The 14,428-nt window shown below is 68.5% G+C and carries 6 protein-coding genes; all 6 read right to left on the reverse strand.

Going from position 1 to position 14,428, the window contains the following annotated elements:
* Positions 1-59: 59 nt before the first annotated feature.
* From malQ to GXW79_RS06055, 6 genes are read right to left on the reverse strand one after another with little or no spacing between them, the layout of a single operon-like run.
* Complete coding sequence (malQ, locus tag GXW79_RS06030) at positions 60-2,072, reverse strand: 4-alpha-glucanotransferase (protein ID WP_211873452.1); 2,013 nt, start codon at positions 2,070-2,072, stop codon at positions 60-62.
* Complete coding sequence (gene treZ / locus GXW79_RS06035; protein WP_211873453.1) at positions 2,065-3,840, reverse strand: malto-oligosyltrehalose trehalohydrolase; 1,776 nt, start codon at positions 3,838-3,840, stop codon at positions 2,065-2,067. Before treZ ends, malQ begins: the two co-directional genes overlap by 8 nt.
* Entirely contained in the window at positions 3,837-5,918 is a 2,082-nt protein-coding gene (gene glgX, locus GXW79_RS06040; protein ID WP_211873454.1) for a glycogen debranching protein GlgX, read from the reverse strand. Before glgX ends, treZ begins: the two co-directional genes overlap by 4 nt.
* On the reverse strand, positions 5,915-8,080 hold the full coding sequence (gene glgB / locus GXW79_RS06045; protein WP_211873455.1) for a 1,4-alpha-glucan branching protein GlgB: 2,166 nt from the start codon (positions 8,078-8,080) through the stop codon (positions 5,915-5,917). The genes glgX and glgB overlap by 4 nt, the downstream gene beginning before the upstream one ends.
* Positions 8,077-11,373, reverse strand: coding sequence for a maltose alpha-D-glucosyltransferase (treS, locus tag GXW79_RS06050; protein WP_211873456.1), 3,297 nt, complete (start codon positions 11,371-11,373; stop codon positions 8,077-8,079). The genes glgB and treS overlap by 4 nt, the downstream gene beginning before the upstream one ends.
* Positions 11,373-14,360 carry an alpha-1,4-glucan--maltose-1-phosphate maltosyltransferase gene (locus GXW79_RS06055; protein WP_367614818.1) on the reverse strand — a complete coding sequence of 996 codons (2,988 nt, stop codon included), beginning with the start codon at positions 14,358-14,360 and terminating at the stop codon, positions 11,373-11,375. Before GXW79_RS06055 ends, treS begins: the two co-directional genes overlap by 1 nt.
* Between the last annotated feature and the right edge of the window lie 68 nt (positions 14,361-14,428).

The raw sequence follows: 14,428 nt of genomic DNA on the forward strand, positions 1-14,428 counted from the left end.
TGCGCGGAGCGCGGAGAATCGAAGTCCAGGCGCGAGGGAATCTCGTTCCCCCCGTGCCGTCACGCGCGGCGCGCGGCCGTGAAGGAGGCGAGCCGGGCGGCGACATCGGGCGCATCGAGCATCGTCGCCGCCTCGCCGGGCATCCGCCGCTCCCAGTTCGGATGGCCCTCGACAGTGCCCGGAAGGTTGGGCTGTTCGACTTCCGCCATCGCATCCTCGAGCGGGAGGATTGCGAGTTCGCAGGCGCTGCGGCCGACCTGCGCGATGGCGGCATCGAGGAAGGGGATGGGGTTGTCCTCGGCGGGCCGCGGACCGGAGGCACTGCCTGTCGCCGACAGGCATTGCCATAGGGATTCGCGCTCGGCTTCGCGCGCGCGGCGCTCGGCGTCGGCGTCGGGCAGCAACGCCAGGTCTTCGCGCCAGTCGATGTCGCGGCCGCGCCACCAGCCAACCACCGTCGGCAGGTCATGCGTCGTGGTCATCGCCGCGGCCTCGCGGGTCCAGTGCGCGGGGTCGCGGAAGCCGCCCGCCTCGCCGCGCTCGAACCACAGCACGCGCATCCCGAGCATGCCGGCATCGGTGATGTCTTGCGCGAAGCCCTCGGGCAGCGTGCCGAGATCCTCGCCCATGACGATCGCGGCGTGGCGATGCGCCTCGAGCGCCAGCAGGTGCAGCATCTCGCGCAACGGGTAGCGGAGGTAGGCGCCGTCCGCCGGCCCGGCACCGCGCGGCACCAGCCACAGCCGGCGCAGGCCCATCGCATGGTCGATGCGCAGGCCGCCGGCATGGCGCAGATTGGCGCGCAGCATCTCGATGAAGGCGGCAAAGCCATGGGCGGCCAGTGAGAGCGGGGAGAAGGTCGCCAATCCCCAATCCTGCCCGAGCGGCGAGAAGATGTCGGGCGGCGCACCCACGCTGGCGGCATCAAGGATGGAATCCTGGCGCTGCCAGGCATGGCTGCCGGCGCCATCGGTGCCGACCGCGAGATCCGCGATCAGCCCCAGCGGCATGCCGGCCGCACCGGCACGCGCCGCGGCGTCCGCGAGCGAGGCGTCCGCGATCCATTGGCAGAAGGCGTGAAACGCCACCTCGCCGGCGTGCTCGCGCGCGAAGGCCTGCACGCCGGGCGCCTGGGGCGAGCGCAACGCCATCGGCCAGTCGCGCCAATGCCACAGCGACGCGTCGCTTGCGAGCAGATGCGTGTGCAGTGCCTCGAAGCGGGCGTGCTCCTCCAGCGCGCGGCCGCCTTCGGCGCGGAACGCGAGGAAGCGCGGATCGTCACTTGCGGTCTCGAACAACGCGCGCAGCCGCGCCTGACGCCCGGCCGCGACCGCGGGCCAGTCGATCAGCACCGCGTCGGTCGGCACCACGGCGGGCGCCGCACCCGGCAGCACCGCATCGGGATCGGCCAGCAGCGGGTTCAGGAACAGCCGGCTGGATGGCGAGTACGGCAGGAACTTTCCCGACCGTGCCGCGAATTGCGCGTGGGTGGGGCTGATCGCCAGCCCGGCGGCGCCATGCCGGGCCGCGGCCTCGGCGAGGTCACCGAGGGCGGTGAAATCGCCCGCACCACCATCGCCGGCGCGGCGCAGCGAGGGGATCTGGACCGCGAGCGTCCAGGGCTTGGCGTCCAGATGCGGAAGCGCGCCGATCTCGACGAGGGAAGGGCAGCGCGACGGCGCCACGGCGATCGCCATGGCGACAGTGTCGAGGCTCAAGCGGTGGTATCCGACGCGGTCGAGCGTCGGAAGGCGTCCGGCGTCATCAAGGCGGCCTTCGAGCGTGCCGCCCTCCTCCCAGGCCAGCTTGAAGCGATGGCCGGGCCTGGCGCCGGGGAGGGGCAGGGGCTCGCCACCCTGCACGGTTGCGATCAGCGGCGGCGGTCGTGACGGCGGGGCCGAGAGACGCTGGTGTGCGTCGGCGATATCCGCCTCCGTCTCCGCATCGAGGCCAAGGGCCTTGAGCAGTGCGCGCTGCGTCTCCGGCGAGACCTGGTGCTCAGTGCCGCGCACGTCACGCCAGCGGGTCGCGATGCCGGCCGCCTCGGACAAGGCGAGCAATGTGTCATCCATGGTCAGTGGTTCCGGCAGATATATCGAGCAGCAACGCGACCGTGCAGCGCGCGTCAAGACGCCCGGCGGCGAGTGCCGCGGCCGCGCCGGCGCGGGTCTCGTGCAGCAGGTCGCCGGCCAGGGTGGTGTCCACCGCCGCCTCGCCGAGGTTGCACGCAATCGCCAGCACGGCGCCGTCCCCCAGGCGCCAGCGCGCCACGACCGCCGCCTCACCGACGGCGTCGGCGCCGATGGCCTGTGCCCCCTGCAGCCGCGGGATGATCACGTGGTGGCGCAAAGCGAGAAGGGCACGATGTCGCGCGAGGATCGCGGCATGCGCGGGCAGTTCCGCTTCGGCGACGTCGGGGATCGAGCGGGCGAAGGTTTCCGTGTCGTTCGGGTCGGGTATGGACTCGCGCCTCACCTCGTCCTGGAAGGCGGCGAAGTGCGCGAATTCCGCGCGCCGGCCATCCCGAACCAGCGGAGCGAGTTCGGCGTTGTGGTCTGTGAAGAAGAAGAACGGCGCGGTCGCACCCCATTCCTCGCCCATGAACAGCATTGGGATCTGCGGGCAGAGCAGCAGCAGTGCGGTGGCTGCAGCCAGCGCGTCCGCATCCGCAAGATGCGCAAGCCGCTCGCCGAAGGCGCGGTTGCCGACCTGGTCGTGGTTCTGCAGGAACAGCACGAAGGCGGTCGGCGGCAGATGCGCCGAAGGTTCCCCGCGCGGCTGCTCGCGATGGCGGGAATGCTGCCCGGTGAAGACGAATCCCTGGCGCAGCACGGCGGCGAGTTTCTCCGCAGGCGCTTCGGCATAGTCGACGTAGTAGGCCTCGGTCTCGCCCGTCAGCAGGCGATGGAGCGTGTTGTGGCCGTCATCGTTCCATTGCGCGTCGAACAGATCGGCACCCAGGTGTCGGGCGGCGTTGTCCTCGTTCTCCAGCACCAGGTGGATGTGCCGGTCGGGGAGCGCAGCGCGCAGGCGGCGGGCGAGCTGGTCGAGCCAGTCCGGGTCGGCGATGGCGTGGACGGCGTCCAGGCGCAACCCATCGAAGCGGAACTCGCGCAGCCAGTAGAGCGCATTCTCCTCGAAATAGGCACGCACCGCCGGCTCGTCGAAGGCGATCGCCGCGCCCCAGGGTGTGTGGATTTCCGGGTGAAAGAAGCGCTTCGCGACGGCGTGGAGATAGGCGCCGTCCGGGCCGAAGTGATTGTAGACGACGTCGAGGAACACCATCAGCCCCAGGCCATGCGCGGTATCGATCATCGCCGCGAGCTCTTCTGGCGTGCCGAGGCTGCTGTCGGGTGCGAAGGGCAGCACGCCGTCATAGCCCCAGTTGCGTCCACCGGGGAACGCGGCGATCGGCATCAGCTCGATCGCGGTGACCCCTAGCGCCTGGAGGCGCGGCAACGCCTCGGTGACGCCGCGGAACCCGCCCATCGCGCCGGCATGCAGCTCGTAGAGGATGGTCTCGTGCCAGGGACGGCCGCGCCAATCCGCGTGCTTCCAGGCGAAGCGCGATGTGTCGACGATGACAGACGCGTCGTGCACCCCGCCATCCTGCTGCCTCGAGGCGGGGTCGGGGAGCAACAGGCCGTCCACGCGGTAGCGATAGCGGTCACCGGCGGCGGCGGCGGTTTCGATGCTCCACCACCCATCGGCTTCTGCCAGCATCGGCGCAGGCGCGCTGCCGTCGCGCTCAAGCAGGACCGCACCGGCCCCGGGCGCCCAGAGACGGAAACGGGCCTGGGCTGGGCCGAGGAGGCAGGCGCCCCAACGCGTTTCTGTCATTCCGGGCGTCTCGCACTCAGGATGACGACGCTGCGCGCGGCGAGCGTCAGCGCATCGCCTTCGACCGCGCGCTCCTCCGCGTCGGGCACGTTGCTGTCGAGGCAGAGAGTCCAGGTCAGCGCCGGCGCGGGCAGGGTGAACACCGCCTCGCCCTCACCGGCATTGAGGAGGACGAGCGCGATATCGCCACCCACCATGCGTCGGAGCGCAAGGCAGCGTGCCTCGGGATCGTTCCAGGCGTCGGGCGAGATCACCTGGCCCGCATTGTCGAACCAGGCCATGTCGAGAATGCCTGGCGACGGCTCATGCTGTCCATGCATGAATTCGGGCGGGCGGAGCGCGGCGATGCGATGGCGCAGTGCGATCAGCCGGGTTGTAAAGCGATGCAGCTGCTCGGCCGCCGGCGTCGCGGCCCGCGTCCAGTCGACCCAGGACAGCGCATTGTCCTGGCAATAGGCGTTGTTGTTGCCCGACTGGGTGCGGTCGATCTCGTCGCCGCCCAGCAGCATCGGCGTGCCGGCCGAGATGAACAGCGTGGCCAGCATCGCGCGCTGCACCGCGCCGCGGGTGGCGAGAACGCCACCATCCTCGGTGTCGCCTTCGGCACCCCAGTTTCGCGAGAGATTTTCGCCATGGCCGTCGCGATTGTCCTCGCCATTGGCCTCGTTGTGCCGCTCCTCGTAGGCGGTGAGGTCGTGGAGCGTGAAGCCGTCATGCGAGGTGAGGAAATTCACCGTGGCCCAGGGACGGCGCCGGCGCCGGTCGAACAGATCCGCCGAACCCGAGATGCGCGCGGCGAGTTCCGCGCGCATGCCGGGATCGCCGCGCCAGAAACGGCGCACGCCGTCGCGGAACTTGTCGTTCCATTCACCGAAGCCGGGCGGATGGTTGCCGACCTGGTAGCCGCCGGGACCAATGTCCCACGGCTCGCTGATCAGCTTGACCTGGCTGAGCACCGGATCCTGGCGGATCGCGTCGTAGAATCCCGAACCAGGATCATAACCATCGGCCTCACGCCCGAGGATGGTGCCGAGGTCGAAGCGGAAGCCGTCCACGTGGTACTCGTTCACCCAGTAGCGCAGGCTGTCCATGACCATCTGCAGCACGCGCGGGTGCGAGAGGTTCACCGTGTTGCCGGTGCCGGTGTCGTTGATGTGCACCATCGGATCGTCGTGCAGCAGCCGATAGTAGGACGCGTTGTCGAGCCCGCGCCAGGACAGCGTCGGGCCCATGCCACTGCCCTCGCAGGTATGATTGTAGACGACGTCGAGGATCACCTCGATGCCCGCCGCGTGCAGGCGCCGCACCGCGACCTTAATGGCGTTGCGCTGCCATTCCTCGACCAGGAAGCTGGGCTCGGGCGCGAAGAAGGCGAGGGTGGAATAGCCCCAGTAGTTGCGCAGGTTCTTCTCGACGAGGAAGCGGTCCTGGCAGAAGGCTTGGATCGGTAGCAGCTCGACGCTGGTGATCCCGAGGCGCTGGAGGTGCTCGATGATCGCCGGGTGACCGAGGCCCGCGAAGGTGCCGCGCTCGCGGGCGGGGATGGCGTCGTGCTGCATGGTCAGGCCGCGCAGATGCGTCTCGTAGATCACCGTGCGGTCCCAGGGGACGTCGGGGCGCTTGTCGTCGCCCCAGTGGAAGCTGTCGTCCACGATGACGGATTTCGGCATGGCCGGCGCGCTGTCGCGCCGGTCGAAGGTGGTCTCTGGCCGGCCGGTGCGATAGCCGAACAGCGCATCCGACCAACGCAGCGGGCCGGCGAGCTGTCGCGCATAGGGATCGATGAGCAGCTTGTTCGCATTGAACCGATGCCCGCGCGCCGGTTCATAAGGCCCGTAGGCGCGGTAGCCGTAGAGCTGGCCGGGCAGCGCATTGGGCAGGTAGCCGTGCCACACCTCGTCGGTGCATTGCGGCAGGGCGTGGCGCGCGATCTCGCGCCGCCCGGCCTGGTCGAAGAGGCACAGCTCGATGCGCTCGGCATGGGCGGAGAAGACGGCGAAGTTGACGCCAAGCCCATCCCAGTTGGCGCCGAGAGGATAGGGTTTGCCGTCTTGCAGCGGCGGGAGGCTGGCGCTCATGGAGAGGGTTCCGGAAGGAGGATCAGGGTTGCCAGCGGCGGCAGCAGCAGCGACAGCGACTGCGCCTCGCCATGGCTCGCGATCGCGTCCGTGCGCACGCTGCCGGTATTGCCCAGGTTGCCGCCGCCATAGGCCGCGGCATCGGTATTGATCACCTCGCGCCACTGCCCGGCGACCGGCACGCCGATGCGCCAGCCCTCCCGCGGCAGCGGCGTGAAGTTGCTGACGACCAGGGCCGGCGGTTCGCCATCATCGCCGAGCCGAAGGAAGGCGAAGACGCATTCCGCACTGGCATCGCCGATGACCCACCGGAAACCCTCGGCACTCGCATCATGGCGATGCAGCGCGGGGTGGTCGCGATAAGCGCGGTTGAGGTCGCGGACCACCGCCTGCACGCCTCGATGCGCCGGATCGTCGAGCAGGTTCCACGCGATGGCGGCGTCGTGGTTCCATTCGCGGGGCTGTGCGATCTCGCCGCCCATGAACAACAGCTTCTTGCCCGGATGCGCCCACATGAACGCGAAATAGGCGCGCAGATTGGCAAGCTGCTGCCAGCGGTCGCCGGGCATCTTCTCCAGCAGCGAATGCTTGCCGTAGACCACCTCGTCATGGCTCAGCGGCAGCATGAACTTTTCCGACCAGGCGTAGACCAGGCCGAAGGTCATCTCGTGATGGTGCCAGCGGCGGTAGATGGAGGGCTCCTCCATGTAGCGCAGCGTGTCGTGCATCCAGCCCATGTTCCATTTGAAGGCGAAGCCCAGGCCGCCCTCGGCGACCGGCGCGGTCACGCCCGGCCAGGACGTGCTTTCCTCGGCGACGACGATGGCGCCCGGGCAGCGCTCGGCCACGGTGGTGTTCAGCGTGCGCAGGAAATCGACAGCTTCCAGATTCTCGCGACCGCCATGGATGTTGGGGACCCACTCGCCGGCCTCGCGGGAGTAGTCGCGGTAGAGCATCGACGCCACGGCATCGACGCGGAGGCCATCGACGTGGAAATGCTCGATCCAGTGCAGCGCCGAGGCGAGCAGGAAGCCGCTCACCTCGCGGCGGCCGAGGTTGAAGATTGCGGTGTTCCAGTCGCGGTGGAACCCCTCGCGCGGGTCGGCGTGCTCGTAGAGCGCGGTGCCATCGAAGCGATACAGGCCATGCGCGTCGGTGGGGAAATGCGCCGGCACCCAGTCGAGGATGATGCCCAGCCCGGCGGCATGCGCACGATCGACGAACCGCGCAAAGCCATAGGGCGTCCCGAAGCGCGCCGAGGGCGCGAATTGCCCAAGTGGCTGATAGCCCCAGGAGCCGCCGAAGGGATGCTCCATGATCGGCATCAATTCAAGATGCGTGAAGCCGAGGCCGGTGGCGTAGGGGATCAGGCGGTCACCGAGCGCGTCCCAATCCGGCGAACGCCCGGCATCGTCGCGCCACCAGGAGGCGGCATGAACCTCATAGACCGAGATGGGGGCGGTTGCGGATTGCCGCGCGCCGCGCTGCGCGATCCACTCCGCATCGGTCCAGGAAAACGGCGCGGCGTCGGCGATGACGGAGGCGGTGCCGGGCGGCAATTCGGTCGCTGCGGCGTAAGGGTCGGCCTTGGGCGGCAACAACGCCCCGTCGGCGCCGAGCAGCTCGTACTTGTACGTCATGCCCGCGGATAGGCGCGGGATGAAGATCTCCCAGACGCCGCTGTCGCCGCGCCGGCGCATCGGGTTCCGGCGACCATCCCACCCATTGAACGGGCCGATCACCGAGGCGCGCCGCGCATTCGGCGCCCACAGGGCGAAGCGGGTGCCGAGCACGCCGTCGACGCGCATGGCCTTGGCGCCCAAGGTCCGCCCGGCCTCCACGAGCCGACCCTCCGCAAAAAGGCGCAGCTCCTCGTCGGAAAGCAGCAGTCCAAAGCTGTAGGCGTCTTCGACCTGCTGTGACGTGTCAGGCCATGTGATGTCTAGCAGCGTCGATGGTCCGCGGCGTCCCTCGCCGGTGAACAGGCCCGCGGCGTGGGCGAGCGTCAGCGCGATCGGCTCGCCGTCGCCGGTGCGGATCGACACGGCGTGTGCGCCGGGCAGGAGGCAGCGAAACGTGCCGCCATGCCAGCCCAACACGGCGAAGGGATCGCCATGCCGGCCATGGACGAGCGCTTCGATGGCCGCGGCATCATCGCTCATGCCAGGATCCGATCGACGAGCGTGGTGAGACCGCGCAGCGGCACGCCGATCCAGTCGGGGCGGTTTGCTGCCTCGTAGCGGATCTCGTAGGCGGCGCGCTCGATCAGGAACAAGTCGAGCAGGTCCGCGTCGCCGTCATCCGATTCCGGGCTAACGCCGCGATAGGCGGCGAGCAAGGCCGCCTCGGCCAGACCGCGCCAGGTTTCCAGCAGCGCCGCACGGTCTTCGGCTGCGGCCACCGCAGGTGCCGCGCCGAGCGGCTTGGCACTCATCCACGCGGCATAGTCGAAGCTGCGCAGCAGGCCGGCCACGTCGCGCAGCGGGCTTCCCTTGGCGCGGCGTTCCTGCAGCGGCCGCGCCGGCTCACCTTCGAAATCCACGATCACGGCGTCGCCCTGCGCGACCAGAACCTGGCCCAGATGCAGGTCGCCATGGGTGCGCGTCTTCATCGCGCCCGCGACGCGCGGCGCCATGGCGCGGATCGCGGCGCGCAATGCATCAGCGCGATCGCGCAGCGAGCCGGCACGGGCCGCATCGGCCTCGTCAGGCCAAGTATCGATCGCCTCGATATGGGCCAGCGCCGGGTCGAGCTGGGCGAGTGCCGCCACGACCCAGGCCTCACCGTCAGCTTCTGATGCCGTCTCCGGTGCGAATGCGGCGTCCTCGCTGGGCAGCGCGAGGGCGACGTGCAGCTCGCCGAGCCGGCGACCCAGGGCATCGGCGAAGCTCAGGTAGCCGGCGAAGCGGTCGGTCTCCGGCGCCTCGGCGGTCGGTGCTTCCTCCAGCGCGCGCTGGAGCCATTCAAGCGTCCAGGCAAAGGCGTCGCCCTGGTTGCGTACGAATTCCTGCACCAGGATCAAAGTGTGCGGCGTGCCGTCGGGCGCGACGCGCACCACTTCGCCGATCAGCGCGGGAATGTTCGCGAAGCCGAGCGCCGTGAGATGGCGCGTCACCTCCGCCTCGGGATGGATGCCGTCGCTGACGCGGCGGAGGATCTTGATCACCACCTTGTCGCCATAGACCAGCGAGGAGTTCGACTGTTCGCCGGAGAGGCGACGGATCACGGGCGCGTCGCCAAGCTCCATATCCTGGAGGCGCGCGGTGGGCAGGAAACGGATCTCGCCGCTGTCGCAGGGAAGCACCGCGTTGGCGCCGAGCGACGCCATGACGGCAGGGGGAAAGGCATCGGCAGCGAAGGCATCGGTCAGCAAGCCGATTCTCGGCCCCTTGCGCAGCCGCGACAGTGCGAGCTGGGATGCGAGCACGCCGCTGGTCTCGCTATCCTCGACCGCAGCGAGCGGGATCGCGTAACGCTGGATGGCGCCGCCGATCTGCGCCTCGACCTCGGCCAGCGTCACGAGGCTTTCGGTCCCGGGCAGGGTGACGTGGCCGCTGATGCGCAGCGATTCGATCTTCAGATCCTTGGCCGCGAACCAACGCCGCTTGGGCAGGTAGAGCGGCAGGATATCGCGCTCCAGCGTCGCGCGCGCGGTGGCGGTGAGGATGTCGCTGTCGGGCGCGCGGAACACCAGAGTGCGTAGTTCGGGCAGAGGCTCGGGCGGCGCTGCACGCCAAGCCGGCATCGCCGCGGCCTCGGCGAGCAGGAACCAGTAGAAGCCGTAGGGCGGCAGCGTCAGCAGATAGGGCAGCTGCCCGATGGGCGGGAAGGCGGTGCCGCCCAGCATCTCAACCGGCACGCGGCCGCCTATCGCGGAGAGATCGATCTCGACCGCCTGCGCGGTGCGCGCGAGATTGAACACGCACAGCACCTGCTCGTCGCCGAGCACGCGGATGTAGACGAGCACCTTGCGATTGTCGGGCGTGAGCATGCGCATCTCGCCGCGCCCGAAGGTGGCGCTCTGCTTGCGCACCGCGAGCATGCGCCGCGTCCAGTTCAGCAGCGAATGCGGGTCGCGCGCCTGGGTCTCGGCGTTGACCGCCTGGAAGCCGTACATCGCATCCTGCAGCGGCGGCAGCACCAGCGCCGCCGGGTCGGCGCGCGAGAAGCCGCCGTTGCGATCGGGCGACCATTGCATCGGCGTGCGCACACCGTCGCGGTCACGCAGGTAGATATTGTCGCCCATGCCGATTTCGTCGCCGTAGTAGATGACCGGCGTGCCTGGCATCGACAGCAGCAGCCCATTCATCAGCTCGATGCGCCGGCGGTCGCGCTGGAGCAGCGGTGCGAGGCGGCGGCGGATGCCGAGGTTGATCCGCGCCCGCTTGTCCGCGGCATAGGTGGACCAGAGATAGTCGCGCTCGCGGTCGGTCACCATCTCGAGCGTCAGCTCGTCATGGTTGCGCAGGAAGATCGCCCATTGGCAGCCGTCGGGAATCGCTGGCGTCTGGCGGAGGATGTCGGTGATCGGGAAGCGGTCTTCCTGCGCGATCGCCATGTACATGCGCGGCATCAGCGGGAAGTGGAACGCCATGTGGCATTCGTCGCCGTCGCCGAAATACTGCTGCGTGTCCTCCGGCCACTGGTTCGCCTCGGCGAGCAGCATTCGGCCGGGGTGGCCCGAATCCAGCTTCGCGCGGATCAGTTTCAGGACCGTGTGCGTCTCGTCGAGATTCTCGTTATTGGTGCCCTCTCGCTCGATCAGATAGGGCACGGCGTCGAGCCGCAGCCCGTCGATGCCAAGGTCCAGCCAGAAGCGCATCACGCTCAGCACTTCCGCGATGACGCGCGGATTGTCGAAATTCAGGTCCGGCTGGTGGCTGAAGAAACGGTGCCAGAAATACGCGCCGGCCACCGGGTCCCACGTCCAATTCGAAGTCTCGGTATCGGTGAAGATGATGCGCGTGCCGTCGTAGCGCGTGTCGGTGTCCGACCAGACATAATAGTCGCGCGCCGCGCTGCCGGGCTTCGCGCGCCGGGCACGCTGGAACCACGGATGCTGGTCGGAGGTGTGGTTGATCACCAGCTCGGTGATGATGCGCAGGCCGCGCGCATGCGCCTCGCGTACGAAGCGACGCAGATCGCCGAGGTTGCCGTAATCCTCGTGCACGCCGCGATAGTCGGCAATGTCGTAGCCATCGTCGCGGCGCGGGCTCGGGTAGAAGGGCAGGAGCCAGATGGTGTCGACGCCGAGGTCGACGATGTAGTCGAGTTTTTGGAGCAAGCCGGGAAAATCGCCGATGCCGTCGCCATCGGCGTCGAAGAAGCTCTTGATGTGCAGCTGGTAGATGACCGCGTCGCGATACCATTGCGGATCGCCGGCGCCGGCGATGACAGGCTCACGCAATGGCGCGACGCGCGGCTGCGCGGCTTCACCATGAGGGGCGCCGCGCATCAAGCGGCCTCCGCCGGACGGATCCGATAGATGGCGAAGGGTCGCACCGCGGGATCGATGCGCAGCGATTGCCGCCGCCCCTGCCAGCGGAAGCGTTCGCCGGTGAAGAGATCTTCGACCTCGACCGAACCATCGTCGGGTAGCGACCATTGCCATAGCGGCAAGTCCACCGCGCTCTCCTGCACCTGATGCGGATCGAGGCTGACGGCGCAGAACACCACGTTCGAGCGGTCCGGCGTCGCCTTGCGATACCACAGCACCTGGTCGTTTGCCGCATCGTGGAATTCGAGCGTGAGGTGACTGCGCATGGCGGGATTGGTCTTTCGAATGATGTTCAGCCGCGCGATCTCGTCGACGATGTCGCCTTGCGCCCGGTCGGGCCATGCGCGCAGCTGGTATTTTTCCGAATTGAGATATTCCTCGCGGCCGGGAAGTGCAGCGGCCTCGCAATATTCGAAGCCCTGGTAGACACCCCATAGGCCGGACAGCGTGGCGGCCAGAGCTGCGCGGATGAGGTGCCCAGGACGGCCGCCAGTCTGCAGAAAGAAAGGATTGATATCGGGCGTGTTGACGAAGAAATGCGGACGGAAGAAGTCGCGTGGCGCCGTGGTCGTCAGCTCGGTGAGATAGTCCGTGAGCTCCACCTTGGTGTTGCGCCAGGTGAAGTACGTGTAGCTCTGCGAGAAGCCGAGCTTGGCCAGGCGATACATCAGCTTCGGCCGCGTGAAGGCTTCGGCCAGGAACAACGCGTCCGGGTAGGCGGCACGCACCTCGGCGATCATCCATTCCCAGAACGGCAAGGGCTTGGTGTGCGGATTGTCCACGCGGAAGCATCGCACGCCTTGCTCTGCCCAGAACAGCACGACATCGCGCAACGCCAGCCAGAGCGAGGGGATTGCGTCCTCGGCGTAGAAATCGACGTTGACGATGTCCTCGTACTTCTTCGGCGGGTTTTCCGCGGTGCGGAGCGATCCGTCGGGCCGCCAGTCGAACCAGCCCGGATGCGCCTTCAGCCATGGATGGTCGAGGCTGCACTGGATGGCGAAATCGATCGCCAGTTCCAAGCCATGCTCGGCGGCGGCCGCGCGCAGCCGGGCGAAGTCCTCGAGCGTGCCGAGCTCCGGATGGAGCGCGTCGTGGCCACCCTCGGCAGCGCCGATGCCGTACGGGCTTCCGGGATCATCGGGCGCCGCGGTGAGCGAGTTGTTGCGGCCCTTCCGGGCTTTCATCCCGATCGGATGGATCGGCGGGAAATACAGCGTGTCGAACCCCATGGCCTGAATGCGGGGCAACTGGGCGATGACATCGGCGAAGGTGCCGTGGCGCTTTCCGTCGCCAGCCTGGCTGCGAGGGAACAACTCGTACCATGCCGCGAAGCCCGCTGCCGTGCGTTCCGAGTCGACGCCGTACTCGCCGCTCTGGGCGAGGAGGGGGCGGGGGTCGGCCGCAGCCATCAGCGCCGCCGTTTCCCCGGATTGAAGAACGGCCAAACGCTCTGCCTCGTCGGCCGCGAGCAGCCGCGTCGCCAGCGCCGCGAGGGGTCCGCTCTTGCCTTCCGCAGCCTTGGCCAAGAGGAGCCGGCCTTCTTCGAGCGACAGCGTCACCGGCACGCCCGCCTTGCTGTTCTTCGCGAGCCCATCGGCGAAACTCGCGAAGGCATCGGGCCATGCCTGAATGCGGAAGCGGTAGGCGCCCAGGCGAAGCAGAGGGAACTCCGCGAACCAGCGATCATTGCCCGAAGGTGCCAGACGAAGTTCCTGCCATTCGGTCTCGTCCGCCGCACGCCACTGCAGAACGGCGCCGATTTTCTCGTGGCCGTCGGTGATCAGGTCCACCTCGACGCGCACGTTTTCACCCAGCGTCCGCTTCACCGCGAAGCGTCCGTCATCCACGCTCGGCCGCTCGGCTTCGATGGCGACGCGCGGCGCCGCTGCGGCATCGCGCGCGCCATCCTGGCCGCGCGACGCGCCGAGGATCGACGTCGGTGCGGGCAGGCTCAGCGTACGGACCTCGGCACCGTGAAGAGACAAGCGCCCGACGCCGGCGAGCGCTGGCGACACGTCAGGCGGCACGGCACCCGGGTCCAGCGTGAGGGTGCGGAGAGGGTCGGTGTTGGCGAGTATCAGCGTCGATTGCGACCCCGCTGCGGTGTGGCGCAGCAGTGCGAGGATGGCGGTATCGGGGCCGCTCACAGGCATCAGCGAGGCTTTGGTCGTGCCGCGGCTCGCGATGGCGGCGTTCGCGTCGCGAAGGGCGCCGCTGAGGTCATAGGGCGCGTTTTCCTGCAGCCACTCCCACTCCTCGGCAGTGCCACGCGCCGCATCAAGGGGGTGCCGCGCGCCAAACTCGTACCCCATCGGAACGAGCATCCCGGCGCCCAAGTTGCCGGCAAGCGCGATCCGCAGGCGGGCTGCAGCTTCACGCTCGTTTTCCGTGTGGGAGGAAGCCGAGCGGGGCGCGCCCGGCGCCTCCAGCGTCGCGATGGCGGGTGCCACGGCGGCGAGGCGCCACGCCTCCTCAACATACCAGGCGCGACGGGCGTCCCACCACGCAAGGCTGTCGAATACGTTTGCGAACCCGGCGCCGGCGAGCGAGGCAAGTTCATCCGGCGGAAGGCCGGGCGTCCAGGCCAGAAAGCGGCAGTCCGAGTGTGATGATATGATGGCGGCCCAATCCGCAGCCGAAAGCAGCTGCGGCGTCAGGCAACGGAACCCCGTGACGCCCCGCGCCTTCGCGTCGGCAACATCCTTCTCGACGGACTCGCGGGACGCGTCGCGTTCGGCGTTATCGAAGCGAGGATCCGGAAGTTCGGCTGACGCACCAGGCTGTGGCGCAAGATCCTGGTAGATCGGGATTTTGCTGACGCGCGCCCGCTCATCCGGTGCGGCCAATATGATGGCATCGCAACCCAGTGACGCGGCGTGCGCCCCCATCTGCGTCCAATCGGCAACCATGCCCGGCACGACCCAATAATAGGAGGTCGGCACTGAGGCAACCTGGTCGCGTTGGGTCCGTCTACGCGTCGCCGCGCTTTTTAACCCGACGCTTTCTGCCA

The sequence above is a fragment of the Plastoroseomonas arctica genome (assembly GCF_018128965.1).
GTDB lineage: Bacteria > Pseudomonadota > Alphaproteobacteria > Acetobacterales > Acetobacteraceae > Plastoroseomonas > Plastoroseomonas arctica.